This window comes from Rufibacter ruber, assembly GCF_014138425.1.
In the GTDB taxonomy this organism is placed as follows: Bacteria; Bacteroidota; Bacteroidia; order Cytophagales; family Hymenobacteraceae; genus Nibribacter; species Nibribacter ruber_C.
In genome coordinates this window covers 83,175-103,989 of sequence record NZ_JACJIQ010000019.1, presented here as the reverse complement: position 1 = coordinate 103,989, position 20,815 = coordinate 83,175, and the positions used below count along the sequence as shown (strand labels likewise).

At 51.1% G+C, this 20,815-nt stretch carries 10 protein-coding genes; 4 read left to right on the top strand and 6 right to left on the bottom strand.

Annotated features, from left to right (window positions below; genetic code table 11):
* Nucleotides 1-266: hypothetical protein (locus FHS90_RS22320; protein WP_220483105.1), on the top strand; the 266-nt coding region annotated here is incomplete at its 5' end.
* A 17-nt stretch (nucleotides 267-283) separates the two neighbouring features.
* Here FHS90_RS22320 and FHS90_RS18945 read toward each other — a convergent pair.
* Genes FHS90_RS18945 through FHS90_RS18930 form a run of 4 tightly spaced genes read right to left on the bottom strand, consistent with a single transcriptional unit; the run spans nucleotide 284 to nucleotide 6,828 of the window.
* The gene (locus tag FHS90_RS18945; RefSeq protein WP_182514193.1) at nucleotides 284-1,486 is read right to left on the bottom strand and encodes a sensor histidine kinase; all 1,203 of its coding nucleotides are present in this window, start codon (nucleotides 1,484-1,486) and stop codon (nucleotides 284-286) included.
* Nucleotides 1,476-2,048 (bottom strand): chemotaxis protein CheB, encoded by a 573-nt coding sequence (locus FHS90_RS18940; RefSeq protein ID WP_182514192.1) that lies wholly within the window; start codon nucleotides 2,046-2,048, stop codon nucleotides 1,476-1,478. The genes FHS90_RS18945 and FHS90_RS18940 overlap by 11 nt, the downstream gene beginning before the upstream one ends.
* Nucleotides 2,049-2,882: a CheR family methyltransferase gene (locus FHS90_RS18935; RefSeq protein WP_182514191.1), complete on the bottom strand. Its 834-nt coding sequence runs from the start codon at nucleotides 2,880-2,882 to the stop codon at nucleotides 2,049-2,051.
* Nucleotides 2,872-6,828 (bottom strand): response regulator, encoded by a 3,957-nt coding sequence (locus tag FHS90_RS18930; RefSeq protein ID WP_246387226.1) that lies wholly within the window; start codon nucleotides 6,826-6,828, stop codon nucleotides 2,872-2,874. Before FHS90_RS18930 ends, FHS90_RS18935 begins: the two co-directional genes overlap by 11 nt.
* A gap of 954 nt (nucleotides 6,829-7,782) precedes the next feature.
* On the opposite strand from FHS90_RS18930, the gene FHS90_RS18925 reads away from it, so the two are divergent.
* A complete protein-coding gene (locus tag FHS90_RS18925) occupies nucleotides 7,783-8,637 on the top strand; it encodes a TspO-related membrane protein (protein ID WP_246387211.1) in 855 nt (284 codons plus the stop codon).
* A gap of 87 nt (nucleotides 8,638-8,724) precedes the next feature.
* Here FHS90_RS18925 and FHS90_RS18920 read toward each other — a convergent pair whose 3' ends face one another.
* Together FHS90_RS18920 and FHS90_RS18915 are read right to left on the bottom strand one after the other, a co-directional pair.
* A complete protein-coding gene (locus FHS90_RS18920; protein WP_066835938.1) occupies nucleotides 8,725-9,438 on the bottom strand; it encodes a nucleotidyltransferase family protein in 714 nt (237 codons plus the stop codon).
* A gap of 134 nt (nucleotides 9,439-9,572) precedes the next feature.
* Nucleotides 9,573-10,607: a GHMP family kinase ATP-binding protein gene (locus tag FHS90_RS18915; protein ID WP_182514189.1), complete on the bottom strand. Its 1,035-nt coding sequence runs from the start codon at nucleotides 10,605-10,607 to the stop codon at nucleotides 9,573-9,575.
* Between the two features lie 700 nt (nucleotides 10,608-11,307).
* On the opposite strand from FHS90_RS18915, the gene FHS90_RS18910 reads away from it, so the two are divergent.
* Both FHS90_RS18910 and pbpC read left to right on the top strand, forming a co-directional pair.
* Nucleotides 11,308-16,740, top strand: a complete 5,433-nt coding sequence (locus FHS90_RS18910) for an alpha-2-macroglobulin family protein (protein ID WP_182514188.1) — start codon at nucleotides 11,308-11,310, stop codon at nucleotides 16,738-16,740.
* 394 nt (nucleotides 16,741-17,134) lie between these two features.
* On the top strand, nucleotides 17,135-19,489 hold the full coding sequence (pbpC, locus tag FHS90_RS18905; protein WP_182514187.1) for a penicillin-binding protein 1C: 2,355 nt from the start codon (nucleotides 17,135-17,137) through the stop codon (nucleotides 19,487-19,489).
* Nucleotides 19,490-20,815: the final 1,326 nt, after the last annotated feature.

Genomic DNA, 20,815 nt, shown 5'->3' with positions numbered 1-20,815 from the left:
AGGGCGCAGCACTGGCTTGCCCTGCATCTGCTAGCCTTTACAGCCTTGTTTATCCGAAAATTCAACCAAAATCAAAAACTCTAAACAGCTTCACTCTGTACTTTTCTAAACTAGGTGGGCCCAATGCTATCATCTCTGGATTTATAGTTGCCCACTGTTTCTCCTTTAATTCTCTGAAGGAAAAATGGGAACTGCTGAAGGCCCGCAAATACCTAGTAAATGGAAACCTGCCCACCTATAAAGTCAACCAATACGCTCACCCATAGTCGCTCTGGATTACAACTCACTTCAGATACACCTTGAATACACTGCCTTTTCCAACCTCACTTTCAAATTCGATCTTTCCGTCACAGTTCTCCACAATATTCTTTACAATGGCCAAGCCTACACCGGTTCCTTCCACGTGCCGGTGTAACCGCTGGAACATACCAAACACCTTTTCATGGTCTTGCTGCCGCAACCCTAACCCGTTGTCTCTTACCGTTAACAGAGTGAAACCGTCTATTGTTTTTGTTTTAACCTCAATCTCCGGACTCCGCTCAGGGGACCGATATTTGATGCTATTAGAGAGGAGGTTATAAAGAATGCTCCTAAGGTTCTTACGGGAAAAGGTTATGTCAGGAGCCTGGGAAAAATCAACGGTAATTTTAGCGTTAGAACTTTCAATCAGATCCTTTATATGCAATTTTACATCGTTGAAAATCTCTTTGAAACTTACTTTGCCCTTCCCAGTTTCTGCCTCATACTGGACTTTGGCTATTTCAGTCAAATCAAGCAAGGTGGCTTTAAAACGGCTGACAGAATGATTCACCATGTTCAATAAATTAGCCACCTCGTCCTTATCAAACTCAGGTTGTTGCAATGTCTCTTCCAGGGCAATCATCAGCGCCTCAATGTTGTTGATAGGGGCTTTTAGGTCATGTGAAGCGGTGTAAACAAAGTTGTCCAGATCTCTGTTCACCTTAATCAGTTCTTTGGTGCGTTCTTTCACCCGCGCCTCCAGTTCCTGATTCATTTTTAAAGTGAGGTGATTCGCTTTTTCAAGCGCTTTTCTCTGGAGGAAAAACTTTACGAAGGCAGAGACTTTTGCTTTGGTGATGTATGGGTGCAAGGGTTTGAAAAGAAAATCTACCGCACCCGCCTCAAAGCCCTCCATCACATGGGTATCTTGCTCATCAATGGCAGTTACAAAAATGATAGGGATATCCCTGGTTTTGGAAATGTTGCGCAGGTACCGGGCTACTTCATAACCGTTCATCCCGGGCATTTGCACATCCAGTAAAATTAATGCCAGTTCTTCCTGCAGAGCAATTTTTAGCGCCTCTTCACCTGATTCTGCACACAGATACGTGACGCCTTCCTCTTCTTTAAAAAGTAAGCTTTCCAAACTCACCAGGTTCTCAGGTTTGTCATCAACCAAAAGAATTTTAACTGGTTGTACTTCAGAGGCCAGCATGGGAGATGGAAGGTATTGGTCAGTGATCATGTAAAGAAAGTAAAAAAGCTTGAATGCACTCTGAATTCATTATCTGGCAACCTGGCACACTGGCAATAGCGGCTAAGGGCATAGTGTCTACTTCTGCCTCCCTGGGATCCTGCACAATAACGGTCCCTCCCCTGGCAGCAATTTCCTTGAGTCCGGCACTACCATCTTTGCTGGCGCCGCTTAACACAATGCCAATAGTATTAGAACCAAATGCTTCTGCCGCGCTGGTGAAGGTTACATCAATGGCCGGCCGGGAGTAATTCTCCAGCTCAGAAACATCTAAAGAAAAGGTCTGGTCCTTTTCCAGCAGTACGTGGTAATTAGAGGGTGCCACGTATACATATCCAGCTTGTAGCTTTTCCTTTTCCTCTACCTCAGTTACCTGGAGCGCCACTCTCTTCTCAAACACTATCTGTAGATTTCCGTCAAAGTTGCGGAGCCTATGCAGCACCATCACAATGGGAATACCGTAAGAAGCGGGCAACTGCTTTAGAATTTCCTGGGAAGCCTTGATGCCGCCCCAAGAACCTCCTATCACAATAACCTTTGTCTCCTTCTTCATCTATCTGGTGGTCTTCCGGTAGATTCGGTTACTTTTATCAATGCAGGTATAGCTGTTATGGATCTGCGACATGGCCAAGGTTTCTTTTTTGCCCAAACCCAGATACCCTAAACTTACCAAACTTTCATCAAACAAGTTGAAAACCCGTTCCTGTAACTCTCTGTTAAAGTAAATGAGCACATTTCTGCACAGGATTAAGTGAAACTCATTAAAAGAGGAATCAGTGGCCAGGTTATGCGGATAAAAAACGGCATTCTTTACTAACGATGCGTCAAATTTAGCGCTACCATAGCTGCTGGTATAGTAGCTGGAGAATTCTGTCTTGCCTCCCGCGGCGTAATAAGCGGAGGTGTAACTTGCCATATTGGCCAAATTGAAAATACCTTCCTTCGCCTGCTTCAAAACTTTCTGGTTAATGTCAGTGGCGTAAATTTTAGTTCTTTCCAGCAATCCTTCCTCTTTCAGGAGAATGGCCAGGGAAAAAAGTTCTTCCCCGGTAGAGCAACCCGCATCCCAGATTTTAATAAACGGATAGGTGGAGAGTATAGGCAACACCTTCTCGCGCAGTGCCAGGAAAAATGTAGGGTCCCGAAACATCTCGGTGACATTGACCGTGATTTCCTGCAGGAAATTTTCAAAGAAGTAGGGATCCTGAAATAGGCTTTTCCGCAGTTCTTCAACAGAGGCCAGGTTCTTATTTCCTAAAAACCTTTTGATTCTCCGGTACACTGAGGCCCGGGCATATCCGCTAAAGTCATACCCATACTGGGCATGAATATCATGGATAAGCGTTTCTACCGCCTGTTCAAAAAGCACATCAGCCTCAAGCTTCATACAGCCACACCCGCATTAAAGTCAATAATTTATCAGTATCTACGGGTTTGGCTATATAATCAGATGCCCCAGCAGCAATGCACTTCTCCTTGTCTTCTTTCATGGCCTTAGCGGTGAGCGTAATAATGGGTAATTGCTTCAAACGAGGATTTTCCCTTATTCGTTTTGTGGCTTCAATACCGTCCATTTCAGGCATCATCACATCCATAATGACTATCTCAATGCCTTTTTCAGCTTCCAGTTTCTGAATGGCTTCTTTCCCATTGTAGGCGGTGAGAACGTGCATGCCGTGTTGCTCTAGCAAGCTACTGAGCGAGTAGATGTTACGCACGTCATCATCTACCACCAACACCTTTCTGTCATGCAGTACTTCCTTGGGCACGTGCAGTTTCATCTTGAACTCATTCCCAGACGGAAGCTTTTGGTTCACCTTGTGCAAGAACAGCTGCACCTCATCCAGCAGACGCAGATAAGAATACTCATTCTTGATAATAATGGTGTTGGCGAACTCCTTCAGGTCTGTTTCCTCAGCCTCACTTACATCTTTCCCGGAATAGATGATGATAGGAATATCAGTGAGGGCCGGCTGTGACTTCATCTTTATCATCCAGTCATAGCCTTTCATGCCGGGCAGGTTCAGGTCCAGAATAATGCAGTCAATTTTCTGTTTGGCCAGAACCTGCTCTGCTTCTTCAGCAGAATAGGCAGAGGCTGATTTTAAGCCATGCGCCAAAAGCAGTTCTGCCACCGCTTTGTTCTCTATCTCGTTGTCTTCTACAATCAAGATGTTCTCCAGTGAGGTACCAGATATTTCTGCAATAGAAGTAAAGGCTTTGTTTAACATTTCAAGCGTTACCGGCTTAGGCAGGTATTCTTCTTTGTGCCCATGCTCGCCCATCACCTCTTTGTCATAGGCAGACATGACATGCACATTGAGATGCCGCAGCTCACGGTCTTCCCTAATCTCCTTCAGGACTTCCCATCCGGAGATATCAGGTAAATGCACATCCAGGAGCATAGCATCTGGTTTTTCTATGCGGGCCAGTTTTAGGCCATCCTGACCAGTGAACGCCTGGTGCACTACAAACTTCTTTGCTTTGGCAAAATCGGCCAGGATATCACTGAAGCCTCTGTCATCTTCTACAATGAGAACTGAAATGTCCTTTTTGTCAGTCTGCTCAATCCGGTCTAACACCTGGTTTAGGCTTTCGGCTTTATTTGGCCGAGACGGGGCAGCGACGTTCTCTTTTTTCTGTTGGGGTTTTTCAGAAACGTTAGCCGGGTTTGCCGGAAGATATAAAGTGAAGGTACTACCTACCCCCGGCTCACTCTCCAACATCAGTTCACCACCTAACAGAGTCGCTAATTCTTTACTGATGGTCAAGCCTAAGCCTGTGCCACCGTACTTGCGGGTAGTGGACGTATCTACTTGCTGGAATGCCTCAAATACTACTTCCTGCTTATCCTTAGGGATACCAATGCCAGAATCCTTTACAGAAAAGGCAATAATTTCTTGCTGCTCGTTTAACTGCTCAGACTTAAACGTAGGTCTGCTGTTTACCGGATAAATTGAGAGTTCTACCTCTCCCCCTTCGTTTGTGAACTTGATTGCATTTCCTATGAAGTTCTTCAGGATCTGTTCCAACCTGAAACGGTCTGTGATGATTTTGTCCACCCTTCCTTGCCTGATGGTCTCGCGGTAGGTGATTTTCTTTTTAGCCGCCAGTTCCCTGAACATGGGCTCCAGTGAAATGTCTTTCAAATTGATTTCTTCCGTCTCCAGTTTGATCATACCAGACTCTATCTTGGAGAGATCCAGAATCTCGTTGATCAGCTTCAAGAGGTCTACCCCAGATTTATGAATGATCTGGGCATGGTCTATCTGCTTAGAAGAAAGGGTGTTCTCTACGTTGTCAGCCAGCAACCTGGACAGAATCAGGATACTGTTGAGCGGCGTGCGTAGCTCATGAGACATATTGGCCAGGAAGTCGCTCTTGTACTTACTTACCGTTTCTACCTGCTTTATCTTGAGCTCAATGGCTTGGCGGGCATCTTCCAGAGCAGTGTTTTTAGTTTGAAGCGCCTCATACTGCTCCTCCAGCAGTTGGGCTTTTTCTTCAAGTTCAGCATTCTTCTCCTGCAATTCCTCCTGATTTACGCGCAGTTCCTCTTCTGAGGCTTTCAGCTCGGCGTTGAGGTGACGCAGCTCTTCTTGCTGGGTTTCCAGCTCTTCAGCCTGGTTCTGGGTTTCATACAGTAGTTCCTGCGTCTGCAGGTGCGCTTTCAAAGTATGGAGAACAACTGAAATACGTTCAGATAAAGCGTCAAAAAGCTTCTGCTCCAGCTCTCCATAGGGCTGGCGGGAACAAAGCTCAAGCGCCCCCACTATATGGGAGGAGAAGTAAAGAGGAACAATTAAAACACTAGCAGGCATCACCTCAGACATACCTGTCTTGATTTTCAGGTATTCTTCAGCTATTCCCTCCAATTGCTGCACTTTACGGTCCTGCACCGCCTGGCCTATTATTCCAGTTCCCATTGCAAAGGTGGGTAACTGGTCTATGCTGTAAGCAACCCCGTGTGTGGCGACAGGTTCCAGCCGGCCACTGTCATTATGCAGGTAAAAGATACCAGCCTCTGCCCCTGTATAATCACACAGATAAGAAATAGTTTTCTTGGCTACCCCCTCTATGGAGGTTTCTCCGCTAATCAGGCTATTAAATTCAGACACTCCCGTGAGCACCCAACTACGCCTAGCATTCTCAGAGGTGAAGGTTTGCAGGTTGTCCTTCATGTCTTTAATGGCGTGGCTCAGCACATCTTCTTCGCTTTTCACCTCAACCTCCATGTCATACTGCCCCTGCCCTATTGCCTTGGCCACCTGAGACAGGGAAATATTCTTAGCCACCACTTCTCTGAAAGAGCTTGCCACACTGCCAATTTCATCTTTGCTGTCAATGTTGATGACTACATCTGTTGCCCCCATGTTGATTCGGTCTGCAGCAACTTTTAACTTAGAAAGCGAAGTAGAGATAAGGTTTACAATATAAAAGGATAAGAACGCAGTCAGGGCCAGAACAACTACCATCGCAAGGCTTAAAAACAGCAGGAATTGCTCTTTTTGCTGTATTTCAGCGTTCACTTGGTTCCTGATCTGGGCAATCAGTTTTTCCTCTGCTGCCCGGTACGCCTCTATGCTTATGGTAAAAACGTTAAAGACAGCTGCGGTACTAAAGGAAGAAAGATCTATCTCGGGATTAGCGCTTATAGCCAGTAAAGTAGCGTCAACCTGCTTGTAGTTATCAGAAGCAGTGATTTTCTGAACAAGGTTAGCTGACTCTTTGGTGGCATATCTCTGAAAATTATTCAGGGACCGGTTATAAGATTCAACCTGGGAGACAATTTGAGCATAGTCTTCATAAGAAAAACGTCTCTCAGGGATTACCTTCATTAACAGACTTCTTATTCTACCTAATTGCACCTTTGCCTCGGCCAGATTTCTAAAGCTGACCAGCTGCCTGCTGATCATTTTACTACTGATACCTGTCGCATTGGCATCAACCCTGTCAAGCAGGCGAAAAATCAAATCCCTGGAATAACTCCTGAACGCGAGAACGTCTAACTTATCCTGGTCCAGATCTTTTCTGAATTTTTTAAAATCCTCAAAAAGAGCAGCCTCTGGCAAAGAGCGGCCAGTGCTGGCCAAAAAGGCATGCAACTCCCTCTCTGCTTCATCCGTCAGACTTCTTTGGCCCCTTGCCTCGAGCAAGGTAGTTTTTTCACCCTCAACAGCAGCCAGAATACGGCCCCGTTCCCGCTGAAAAGCATGGAGATAGCTAGATATTTTCTCAGATTCCTCCAGTTGGATCGCCTCTTGTCTCAGTATTTCATTTTCATCCAGTTCATTTTTAATGGTGGAAGCGACAAAATAAAAAAGTGGAACCATGAGTAAAGTAAGGACCAACAGCAGTTTATCTCTTATTTTAAGGTTCTTCAGTAGTTTCATCTCTCTCCTAAATGATTTTGAGGCCGTAAATTATAAAATGCTATGCACAATCGTTTTTGTTTCTTCCTTTATTGAATACCACTGTAAGCCTGAAAACGCCACTGCAATACACAGGACAAAACTTTCTTCTAAAGGCCCCGTGATAACCTAAACCAAGTACTGTCACTTTTGTTAGAAGTCATCATATCAAGGTAGAGGCTCTACTTTTTGAGTTCTACTGGACCAGTAATAATTTCTGTTTTTGGCCTGTTTTCCAGAAAGTAGGCCAAAAACAGAAAAGAAGATTGGCCGCACTCCATGTAAGGGAGAGCTTCTAATTAAAGCCAGATCAAAGTTCCCGGCGGCAGACGCAAAGGCCTACCGTCAATAACCGAAGGATCTGCCTGGGAGTACTTGAGTACGCAAGTGAATACTTGAGAGGGCCTTCTAAAAGATTACTGGAGAGGGATTCATCTCCATGGTGCCCCATAGCATTAGGAAAAGCTGCCGCCTAAATAAGTGCGGGCTTTTCAGTAACCTGCCCTAGTGCTGTCAGGAGCCTTTTTGGCTTGTAGGAGCACCCGCAGGAAAGGAAAGGCGTGCTTATCAAGTTTCAGGGGGATTACCTCAGATGCCCCGCTCTCCAGACTGAACGGGAGCGTTTAAGTTACCACCCCCAGGGGAATCTAGACAGCCTTTAACCTCTTCAAACCTCTTTCTATGGTCAGAGTTGGGGGCTGGCCCCATGAAAAGCTTAGTTACCACCTGCTCGCTTGTCCTGAAAAGCATGTTCTGTAAACCCAAAGCCCTGTCAGCAGCTCATACTCATAAAAAACAATAGCAGCAGTTACGGGTTCTACTGTCCATTACGGCTTGAATACGTAAAAAGTACTTGCAGACCCATGTCCTTCCACTATGAAAGAAATCAAAACACTGGCGGTACTAAACACTGTCTTCTTTTTACTGCACCTGGTGCCATCACAGTTAACGCAGCTGGAACTCTTCAATGGCCAAACTATTGGCGACGTGTCTGACAAATACCCTGCGCTATTCACCCCGGCAGGCCTCACGTTCTCTATCTGGGGAGTTATTTACTTAGCTCTTTCTGCCTTCTGCATCTATCACCTGGTAAAAGCATTTAAGGTGCCTTCACAGCATCAAGCAAACGTAGACCTGCAGCGGTTAGGGTATTTATTTATGGCAAACAACCTGGCCACCGGCGCCTGGACCATTGCCTGGGTAAACGAGTGGCTGGTGCTATCAGTGGTATTGATATTGATCCAACTGGCAACACTGTTGGCCATGCATGTGCGGCTGGGCATTTATACGGCAGGCCGGTCCGTCGCTTCTAAATGGTTTACCCAGGTGCCGCTGAGCTTGTACTTCGGCTGGATCATAATAGCAACTGTAGCCAATATCAGTTCTGCATTAGTGGGCCTGGAATGGGACAGATTTGGTTTGAGTGAAGGCCTTTGGACAACCATCATGTTAGTGGTTGCCGCCTTACTTGTTGGGTATGTAGTCTTAGCCAGGACCAATCCTGTTGTAGGGTTGGTTGGAATTTGGGCCTTTTACGGAATTATTTTGAAGCACCATACCCTCAACCTGGAAGAGAGCCGCCAGATTATCATAACCGCCTGGGGTTGTTTGGCGGTGGTGGCCCTGGTGGTACTGATTGTCTTCTTCAGAAATTATAAAACCGAAGAAAGCAGGCAGCAGGCGGAAGCTTTCCTTTCTACCTGGCAAATGCTTATGGCCTACTCCGTTTAAAACTTCAGCATATCTTCCATATTGACCAGATAGCTACCGGCAGGGAACTCCCCTTTCCCGTTCTTTGAATTCACCTCTGAAAGCCTTTTACAGGATCACATGCTCCAGGAGCTGTTGGGCGCGCTGGTAGTCTTCCGGGATACCAATGTCAATGAAAGTACCTCTGTAGGTTTGGCCATACACCTTGATCTGAGGCAGGAAGGGCTGCAGGAGGTCTACCTCAAACGAAAACTTTTGAGGCAGGGAAAACGATTGCAGCAGATGTTTCTTCATATAATAGACCCCACCGTTAATAAGCAAATCCTGTTTCTGCCCCGGCTGCTTTTCTTTGAAAGACGTCACCCTCTGGTCAGGGGCTGTCACCACGCTGCCATAGCGGTCTGAATCTTTCATTTGCTTCAGTGACAGCGCCAGGTCAGCGTTTTTCCCTTGGGCAAATGCATGTAGCGCCGCCAGGTCCACCTCAAAATATGTATCACCGTTCAAGATGAAGAAATCGTCTGCCTGTACCAGTCCAGCGGCCTGAGAGATGGCACCGCCGGTCCCCAGCAACTCTGTTTCAATGCTGTACTCCAGCGCCACCCCAAACGGATTCTGGCCCGCATAATACTCCTGGATCACCTCATGCTTGTGCCCCACCGCCAGAACCGCCTTTTTGATATTATTCTTGGCCAGGGTAAAAAGAAGGTAATCCAGAAAAGGCCTGCCCGCCACCTCGGCCATGGGCTTGGGCACGTCCTGTACTACAGATCTGAGGCGGGTACCTAATCCCCCCGCCAGCACAATGGCTTCTTTGGTCATGAGAAATGCTGTTCATTCGGCTGCGCCGAACATATAAAAGTGGATGCTACCGTCTGTGAGGCTGCGTTGGTTTCTGTTTTGGGGCTGTTTTCTGAAAAACAGCCCCAAAACAGAAACCAACGCATTTATAGTGCTTAGGTGCTTTTAGTCTTCCAGGTGATGACGCCTTTGTCATAGAAACTCACCCGTTCCACCTGCCCGCCAAACTGCTGCAGCACATTGCGTACGTGGTAAAGCGCGTTTGACCTCACGTAGAACATCATATACCCCCCGCCCCCGGCCCCAGACATCTTGCCGCCAATGGCTCCGTTCTCCCTGGCCGCCTCATAGATCTCGTCAATGACCGGGTTGCTGATCTCATCGGCCATGTTCTTCTTTGACAGCCAGCTTTCATGCAGCAGCTCGCCTATCACCTCCAGCTTCCCGCGCAGCAGGGCTTCCTTCATGCTGAACGCGTAGCCTTTCAACGCGTGCATGGCCTCTACAGACTTGCTGTTCCCCCGGTTCACGTTCTTCACCTGGGCGTCAATGATCTTGGAGGAAAGCCTGGACGTGCCGGTGTAGTACTGCAGCAGCGAAAACTCCAGCTCGTGTATGTACTCTTCCTTGATCCGCAAGGGGTTGACCACCACGCGGTCTGTGTGGAACTCCATAAAGTTGAAGCCGCCAAACGTGGCCGCGTACTGATCCTGCTTTCCGCCAGACAGGCCCAGGTCCTCGCGCTCAATGCTGTACGCCAGCTGCGCGATGTCATATTCGCCCAGGGGCAGCCCCAGCCACTCGGCGAAGGCCGCCACAATGGCCACCACCAGCGTGGAGGACGAGCCCAGGCCCGACCCGGGGGGCGCGTCTACGTAGGTTTCCAGCTGGTAGTACAGCGGCAGCTCTATCTTGAACTCCCTCTTGATGCGGTTGTGGATTCCCTTGATCAGCCGAAGCGTGTCTGTGCCCAGGTCAAAATAGTTGACGTTCTCATACACATGGTGCTGGTCAATGTCATAGCACTTCAGCACCACCTGCGGCTCCTGCAGCGGAATCAGGGTGGCATACGCGAACTTATTGATGGTGGCGTTCAGGATTGCCCCGCCGTACTGGTCGCTGTAGGGGCTTACGTCGGTGCCCCCGCCGGCCAGCCCCAGCCGCAGCGGGGCTTTTGAACGAATGATCATACTTGATAAAATTTATACAAATTAGTCTGCCAGCTATCTGGCAACAGCGGTACAGAAAGTATTACTATCAGCTACAAAAGAAAATGATCCTATTCCTTTCCACCGGAAAATATCACGGGGAACTGCAGGCAAACTAAAGTAGCCTTACTAAACCAGGCATCAAAACCACCTGAAGCCTTGATGAAAGACCGTAGTAACTCCCTTTACCTAACACTGTTCTGCAACTTAAAAAAGTAAAGGTAATGGCTTAAAGTGAGATTAAGGCACGGGTACAGGTGGCATTTTAAGTTCTCTGTTACCACCAAAGAGAACCTGGGCTGGACTTCCATGGCCTCAGCAACCTGTCTTCCTGACTCAGAAACCATTTAGAGAGTTTCATTTCTTCCCCTTCTTGCGCCCCAGGTTTACTGTATAGTGTCTTACCTAAGCCAGCTGAAACACCCGTAGCATTTGTTGAGCAAAGGTGAGTCCAAACCCAGAAAAAGAATTCAGGCTGTTTCCGGCCTGTTTTGGCCAAAACAGGCCGGAAACAGAAAATTATTTTGCCAGCTACCCCTTCGCACGTCCCATTCCGGGCGCAGGCACTAAGACTGGCTGAAACGCTATTTCCCGCTTGCTAAATAATTTATCCCCAGTTTTCTATACTGAATTGAAGAATTATTAAGTTTAGAGGCCAGATTCATTCTCCTTCCGCCAGCATATGACCCAAAAAACCACCGCCCCTTTGCAGTACCTCCTACCGGTTCTGGTCCTTCTTTTGGCTTTTTTCTTTACGGGCTGTTCCGGTAAGAGCGATGAGCTGCGGCTGGAGCGGAAAAATTTTGAGCAGGAAATTGCGCAGGAGCAGAACCTGGTCTTCACCTTTGACAAGGACTTGGCGGCAGACTCCCTGCTCAACCGGTGGGACACCCTTCCCTACCTCACCTTCACCCCCGCCGTACCCGGCAGGTTCAAATGGACGGCCCCCAACGAGTTGACCTTTTCCCCCACCAGAGCCTTTGCCCCTTCCACTGAATACCGGGCTGAACTGACCAATCACCTGGTCAGCCACACCCAGGAAAAGTTGAAAATTCCGGCCGGGCAGGACTTCCGGTTTCATACGCCCTACCTCACGCTCACCAAAACCAGTGCGTACTGGACCCAGAACGAGAACAACCCCAGCCAACTGGAGGCTAACCTGCTCCTGGACTTCAACTACCCCGTCAAGTTCAATGACCTGCGGGACCGGCTGCAGGTGCTGCAGAACAATGTTGAGCAGCCCCTTGAACTGGTTACCGGCAACACAGACAAGGTGGTGGTGAAACTGAAGAACATAAGCCCGTCTTACCAGGGCCCCATGCCGGTACAGCTGCAGATTGCACAGGGCCTGACCACGCCAGGCAGCACCTACCAGACGCCCGCAACAATTCAGGAAACTATCACCCTGCCCAGTAGGCAGCAGATGCAGATCACAGAGGTCACCACCGCCCAGGAAGAAGGCCAGGACCGCGTTTACATCTTCACCACCCAGCCTGTCACCAATCCTGAGGTGGAAAAATACGTTTCCCTCTCGCCGTATGCTGAGTTCACCGTAGAACGGCTGGACCATGGACTGGTCCTGAAAGGAAATTTCTCCCATGGGCAGAACTACACGCTGGCCGTCTCTGGTGACCTGACGGGTGTGGTGGGCAAACCTCTGGGCCAACTGTACCAGCATCCTGTCTCTTTCAAAGACCTTAAACCCACCATAGCGTTTGTCAACAAGAAAAGCATCTACCTCAGCAGCCAGGGCGCCCGTAATATTGCCTTGAACATTGAGCAGGTGCCGCGCATAAAAGTGACCATCAGCAAGGTGTTTGAAAGCAACATTCAGCGGTACCTGCAGGAAGGCAAAATGTATGACGGCTACTATGAGGAGGAGACTGATGAATACTTTGAGAGCAACTCTTACCAAGTGAATGAGGATCAAGGCAAGACCATCTTTGAGCGCGAGTACGAGACCGCCAGCCTGCAGAAACAAGGCAATGCCCGCCTCCTGAACCTCAACCTGCATGACCTGGACTTTGACAGCCAGTTCAAAGGCCTCTACGTCATCAATGTGACCAGCACAGACAACAACTGGCTCAAAGACTCAAAGATCATTTCAGTTTCAGACATTGGGCTCATAGCCAAGCAGGGAAAAGACGAAGTGGTGGTATTTGCCAACTCCATCCGCAACGCGCAAGTGATGCCAGACGTGGAGATCAGGTTCATCAGTACCAACAACCAGGTCATTCACAAGGCCACCACAGACAAGGACGGGGTGGCGCGGTTCCCCAATATGCAGAAAACCGCCCCAGACTTTAAGATGGGGCTCATCACCGCCCGCGCCGGAAACGACTTTAATTACCTGCCCTACACCCAGACCCAGGTCAATACCTCCCGCTTTGATGTGGGCGGTAAGCGTATGGCCCAAGCCACCTATGACGCCTTCATCTACGGTGATCGTGACCTCTACCGCCCCAGTGACACCGTTTACGTGAACACCGTGGTGCGCACCCCAGACTGGAAAACGGTGGCGGGGTTGCCCATCAAAATCAAACTGCTCCTGCCCAACGGTAAAGAGTACCGAAACCACCGCGGCACCCTCAACCAGGAGGGCGCCCATGAAACGTTCTTCACGCTCCCGCCCGCTGCCGTCACCGGCACCTATACCCTGGAGGTATATTCAGGGAATGAGGTGCTGCTGAACTCCCGCAAAATTGGGGTGGAGGAATTTATGCCAGACCGCCTCAAAGTCACGGCTGCCCCAAACAAGGCAGAGTATGTCTCCGGGGAGAACCTAACCGCCACCCTCAGAGCACAAAACCTGTTCGGCCCACCGGCCGCTGGCCGAAATTATGAAATTCAGCTAAGCCTGAAAAAGAAACCGTTTGACGCCCCAAGGTACCCAGATTACAATTTCGAGATCCAGCCAGCCAGAAGCATTGACATCCAGAATAGCGTGCGCCAGGGCGTGACAGATGAGCAGGGCAACGGGCAGGAAGTCTTTGAACTGACAGATCATCAGGACGTGGGGCTTCTGGACGGCTCCCTCTTCACCACCGTGTTTGACGAGACCGGCAGACCAGTAAACCGCCTGAGTAAATTCAACGTGAGCACCCAGCGGGCGTTCTACGGCATTAAAAAGTTTGACACCTACGTGAGCACAAAGCAGCCGCTCAACATCCCCCTCATTGCCCTTGACCGGAAGGGTACACCGGTTTCTACCACGGTGCAGGTGCAACTGGTGCGGTACACCTATGAATCTGTGATTGAGCGCTACAGTGAAGACTACAACTACAAATCGCAGCGCAAGGTGAACGTGGTCATGAACCGTACTATGGAGTTGCCTGCCAGTGGGGTTGCGGTAAACTTCACCCCCAGCACCTCCGGCGAATACGAGCTGCGCATTATGCGCCCCGGCGCGTACAATTATGTGGCGCAGGAGTTCTACGCCTACGGCTGGGGCGACACAGAGAGCACCTCGTTTGAAGTGAACACAGAAGGGGAAGTAGACATTGCCTTAGACAAGGAAAGTTATGAGGTAGGCGAAGATGCCAAAATCCTGTTCAAATCACCTTTTGCAGGCAAAATTCTGGTCACGGTAGAACAAAACAAAGTTCTGAGCTACCACTACCTCAAAACCGATAAGAAAGCGGCTTCGCTCAAACTCCCTATCAAAGATGAACACCTGCCCACGGTCTACATCTCGGCGGTGGCCTTGCGGCAGGTGAAAGACAACCAGATGCCCCTCACCATTGCCCGCGGCTTTAAACCATTAACAGTCACTAAAAAGCAGACCCAACTGCAGGTGGCCATTACCGCCCCAGACGCGTCAAGGTCAAAGCGGGTGCAGCAGGTAAAAATCAAAACCGCGCCTAACGCACAGGTCACACTGGCGGTGGTAGATGAAGGCATACTGCAGCTGAAAGACTACCAGACCCCTGACCCGCACGCCTTCTTCTATCAGAAGCGGGCGCTGGAGGTGAATGCCTTTGACCTGTACCCGTACCTGTTCCCAGAGCTTAGCGGAGCCCGCTCCAGCGTGGGCGGCGACGGCTATGATCTGGAGAAACGCATTAATCCGCTCACTTCTAAACGGGTAAAACTGGTGTCTCTGTGGAGCGGCCAACTCAAAACCAACAGCAACGGAGAAGCCACGGTGGGCGTGAAGATCCCTGAGTTTTCAGGGGCGGTACGCATCATGGCCGTGGCCTACAAAGGCAGCGCCTTCGGCTCCAGTGACAAGATGATGCGCGTGGCAGACCCTGTGGTGATCAGCACCGCCCTGCCCAGGTTTCTGAGCCCCAAAGACACGTTGCTGGTGCCCGTTACCGTGAGCAACACCACCGCTAAGAACACCGCCTACACCAGCACCCTTACTGTTACAGGTCCATTGCGCGTGGTGGGTACTGCGGTAAGAGCCGCCAGTGCCAATGCCAGTGCAGAAAGTCAGATAATGTACAAACTGGTGGCCACCCCGGCCATTGGGCAGGCACAGGTAAAGGTGGTGGTAAAGGCGCTGGGTGAACAGTTCAGCCACACCACTGACATTACCGTACGTCCGGCCGCCCCGCTGGCGCAGGTCACGCAGGCGGGCGCGCTTAAGAATTCCGCCGCGGCGGATATAAAACCGGCACATGATTTCATCCCCTCTTCCGTGAGTTCTAAGCTGGTGGTGAGCACGTCGCCGCTGGTGCAGTTCACAGAGGATATTACCTACCTGCTGCGGTACCCGCACGGCTGCCTGGAGCAAACCACCTCTACCGCATTCCCGCTGCTGTATTACGCAGATCTGGCCAAATCCCTGAACCAGGACAAGAAAAGCCGCACGTACAACCCTACTTTTCTGGTACAGGAAGCCATCACCAAAATTGAGCTGATGCAGCAGTATGACGGCGGGTTTGCCTACTGGCCCGGCGGCTCAGATACTGACTGGTGGAGCAGCGCCTATGCCACCCACTTCCTGCAGGAAGCCCAGAAAGCCGGCTACCGCGTCAACCAGGAGGTGCTGAACAAGGCATATAGATACCTGCAGCGCATGGTGAAAAGCAAGGCCACTGAGCCGTACCGCTACTATAACGCTGCCCGCCAATTGCAGACCAAGTACATAGCCGCCCACCAGACCATATATTCCCTCTACGTGCTCAGCCTGGCGGGCAAGCCCGATTGGGCCACCATGAACTTCTATAAAACCAAACCGGAGCAGATGTCACTGGATTCGCGGTACCTGCTGGCCAGCACCTACGCCCTCAACGGGGGCCGCCAGAGCTTCAGCCAGATCCTGCCCCGCTCCTTCACCGGCGAAACCTCCCTGCGAGCCCTGGACGGCAGTTTCTACTCGCCGCTCCGGGACCTGGCCATTTCCCTGAACAGCCTCTTAGAAGCAGACCCAGACCATGTGCAGGTGGGTACGCTGGCGCGGCACCTGTCACAGGAACTGAAAACGAGCCGGTGGTACAACACCCAGGAGAGAGCCTTTGCGTTGCTGGCACTAGGCAAGATGGCCAAACGGAGCAACGGCAAAATCACTGCCCAAGTGCTGCAAAAAGGCAAAGCAGTGGGCACGTTCAACGGCAAAGACCTGGTGCTCACCAACCAGCTCAACAAAGGTCCCGTCACCCTCAAAAGCACCGGACAAGGCACCCTCTATTACTTCTGGGAACTGGAAGGCATCAGCCAGAGCGGGGCATACAAACAGGAAGACCACCTGCTGCAGGTGCGTAAAACCTTCTATGACCGCAACGGCCAGGAAGTCGCCAACCGCACCTTCCGGCAGAACGACCTGGTGGTGGTGCGCGTCACCCTGCAGTCACTGGACGGCAGAACCGCTCCCAACGTGGCCATTACCGATCTGTTGCCGGCCGGATTCGAGATTGAGAACCCGCGCCTCATGACCTCCCGCGAGTTCCAGTGGATAGAAGACCTGCGCCCCGCCACCCCTGAGCACACTGACATCCGCGATGACCGCATTAACCTCTACACCACCGCCCGCCCACAGGCCCAGCACTTCTTCTACCAGGTTCGTGCCGTCTCCAAAGGTGATTTCCAGCTGGGCCCCATTGCCGCAGACGCCATGTACAACGCCGAGTACCACTCCTACCACGGTGCCGGTGTAGTAAGAGTGCGGTAACAGCCACTTCTGTTTTAGGGCTGTTTTTCTGAAAACAGCCCTAAAACAGAAAAGCTAGGTAAGAGCGTAGGGCGCTGCAAACACAGCGGGCGCAGACGCTCGCAGGTCTGGAAGACGCTGCGAGGTCTTGTGAGCAGCGGTGGAAAGTGAATGAAACCTAACCTCTGAACCTCCAAGGAGGGAAATGTTCAGGCCAGCATGAAAGACATGTCTTTGTCTGTGATTTTCTGTTACGTGGCCTGCTTTGGAACCAGCACCATTTCCCCCGCTTCAACAGGAGACTAGCTGCCGGCAAACCAGAAGGAGAACCAAACTTCCTGTTTTCGGCCTGTTTTCACAAAAACAGGCCAAAAACGGAAAAACAGTTTCTGTATTTTTGTAAAACCGCTTCCCCATGCCCTTGCTGCAAGCATTTACGCGCTCCCCCAAACTTCCTCTCAGCAACAGAGGCAGAAGGTGGCTGTGCGCCGCAGTGGCAACGGGAGTGGTGACCTTCTGCCTTTATTCACTCCTGAACCTGCTTTTCCCCCTCAAGATCTCTATTGCCTACTCTCCCGTCATCACCGCGGCAGACGGAAGTGTGCTCAATGCGTTCCTCAGCCCAGACGACAAATGGCGCATGCAGCTGGAGCCCGGGGAGGTAAGCCCTTCCCTGAAAAAGGCCATTCTCCTAAAGGAGGATAAATATTTCTATTACCATTTCGGCGTGAATCCTGTGGCTCTGACCAGGGCGTTCCTTAACAACCTCACCCACGGCAGAACCACCTCTGGCGCCTCTACCATTACCATGCAGGTGGCGCGGCTCCTGTACCCCAAAGAGCGCACCTACGCCAACAAGTTGGTGGATATGTTCCGGGCAATCCAGCTGGAGCTAACTTATTCCAAAGACGAAATCCTGCTGCTGTACCTGAACCTGGTGCCCTACGGCGGGAACATTGAAGGCGTGAAGGCGGCCTCTGTGCTGTATTTCCAGCAGTCGCCCCAGCAGCTGAGCCTGGCGCAGGCGGTCACCCTCACCGTCATTCCCAACAAGCCCTCCAGCCTCCGGATTGGCAGGCAGAACGAGCGCATTGTAGCCTTCAGGGACAAGTGGCTGGCGTATTACCTAAAAGAAAAAGCCTTCCCCAAAGAGTCCATAGAAGACGCGCGGCAGGAACCCCTGGAGGCATTCAGGCTGGAAGCCCCCAAGATTGCGCCGCATTATGCGTACCGCCTGCACCGCCAGTACCCGCAGCAACCCATCATCAAATCCACGCTGAACCGGCAGGTGCAGGACAAGGTGCAGCAACTGGCCTACAATTACCTGCAGCGGCTCAAAGGCTACAACATTCACAATGCGGCGGTGCTGGTGGTGAACAACCAAACCAAAGCCGTAGAAGCTTACCTCGGCTCCGCCGATTTTAACGACGGGCTGCACGGCGGTCAGGTGGACGGGGTGAAGGCGATTCGATCGCCCGGCAGTACGTTAAAGCCGTTCCTGTACGCCACCGCCTTTGACCGCGGCCTTATCACCCCTAAAACCATCATCACCGATGTGCCCATTGACTACGCTGGCTACCGCCCCGAAAACTACTACGGTGACTACAACGGCTACATTACTATTGAACGCGCCCTGGCCACTTCCTTGAATATACCGGCAGTAAAGCTGCTGGACCAGGTGGGTGTGCAGGCGTTTGTGCAGAAACTGAAGCAGGCAGAATTCTCCCAGATGAAAAAGCACGGCGGTAGCCTGGGTTTGTCGTTGATCTTAGGGGGCTGCGGCGTGAAGCTGGAGGAGCTGACGGCGCTGTATTCTTCCTTCGCCAACCAGGGCACCTACGCCTCCCTGCGGTGGCTGCAAGGGCAGAAAGACACGCTCAGCACCCCGCTGTTGTCACCGGCCGCCACGTTTATGCTTAATGAGATCCTGACCCAACTGCAGCGCCCTGACCTGCCCCACAACTCCCAGAACAGCGCCCACCTGCCCAAGATTGCCTGGAAAACCGGCACCTCTTACGGCCGGAAAGATGCGTGGAGCATTGGCTACAACAAGAAATACACCGTGGGCGTGTGGGTGGGCAATTTTTCCGGCCAGGGCGTTCCCGAACTCAACGGCACCGACACCGCCACCCCGTTGCTCTTTGACATCTTCAACACCATTGACTACAACAGCCCTGAAAGTTGGTTCAGAGCGCCCAACGGGATTTCCTACCGCGATGTCTGCGCTGTCACCGGCTTGCCTGCCAACAGCTTCTGCCAAGACCAGATCATGGATACCTACATCCCCAGCGTATCTTCCATGGCCAAATGTACCCATCTCAAAAAAGTGGCCGTGTCCCTTGACGGGAAATACGCCTACTGCACCAGCTGCCTTCCGGAAACCGGCTACCACCACCAATGGTACCCCAACCACGCCCCCGAGATGCTCACGTTTTTTGTCAATCAGCACCTGCCGTACGTCTCGCTCCCGCCGCACAACCCGAGCTGCAGCCGTATTTTTCAGGAATACGCGCCCATCATCTCCTCGCCCACGGCGAATATGGAATATCTCCTGGAAGCATCTGACCACCAGAAACTCATGCTGCAGTGCAACGCCCACAACGAGGTCAAAAAAGTCTACTGGTACCTCAATGATCAGTTCCTGCAAAGCGCGCCTGCCAACCAACCCGTTTTCTTTGAGCCCCCACAAGCCGGCAAACTCAAAATCTCCTGCCTAGACGACCAAGGCCGAAATACGAATATTCAAGTGACGGTCCGGTTTATGGACTAAAGATGCGTTTTTGGGCTACTTTTCGTAAATCAGGCCGAAAACGGAAATGGCGCACCCGTTCGCAGGTTTGGAAGACACCAAGAGATCATTTGAGCAGGCGGTACTGTTGGGGCAGTCGCCATGCCCCCTCCCAGGAGGGGAGTGATCTGGTATGCGTGTCCCTCGGCTGTCCGGGATTTGCCATCCCGGACACAGTACCTGCAGATTTGCAATCTGCGGCGCCTGCAGATCAAACGTGCCGCCGCGGGGATTGCAAATCCCCGTGTACCAGCTTCCGGATTGCAAATCCGGAAGAGCGCAATGCTGGGCAGAATGCAACTAGCTGCGGCAAAAAGAGGGTGATCAGAAATGTGTGCCCTCCTGTGTCAACATCCCCCTTCGCCCCCTTCAAAGGGGAAGTATCAGAGTGAGTTCTGAGTCCTGAGTCTTGAGTCCTTCCTTTTTTCTTTAGGCAATTCAGCTCGAATGAAGCAGCAATGCCTGGTTTCACTGCCGTGCCGCGGGGCAGGCCGCCCGTCATCAGTAGGCACGACTCCGGAGATTCGCGCCAGCGCGGGAGTATCAGCTGGAGTTAGAAGGCACGGAAGTAACTTCCGCGCCATAGAGGGCCATAGAGAAGCTATAGAGGGCAGAGGTCATGTGAGACTGCCGCCTCATGGAAGTTGAAAGCTTCCGCCACCATAGGTCCAAGTTGGAAACTTGAACCAGAGATTGTGACAAACAAGCAGCAATAAGTAAACAAACAACAATGAACAATCAACACTTCTGCTAGTGGCACCTCTGTTAAATTAGCACTTCTGCCCCTGGCTGATGTGCGCAGCACGGGCTCGCCTCAGGCTAGCGGATCAGCAGTAGTTACCTACTGAAACAGAGAGAGCAAATAAGGCTGATCAGGAGGGGAACCCAAACCAGTCCTGGGGGTGAGCGCCTCTGTTAATACGGTGCCGCTCCAGCGGCAAGGCCGGAGGGCCTAGTTTTAACAGCAGTGCTTACCCCCAGGACGGGGCCCCGCGGCCGTGAGCGCTTACCGGATACAATGCAACAGCAATGGGATTTCGCTCCGGAGCAAACGCTAGAACCAAGGGTTCAGCATACTACGCATACCTGCCGCAGCCAGGGGAACAGCAGGCTATGCACTGCAGCGGCAGCAATTGGCAGTTATCAAACTCAGGTAGCACCAACCGCCTAAGCCAAGGGAAACAGCGAACAACGCATTCCAGCAACAGCATACGAAGTAGCAAAATGCCACAACAAAGACAACGACAAACAAACCTTTTCAGAAATTGCATGTTCCCAAGTCACCATAGCTTTTCACAGGCAACTTCC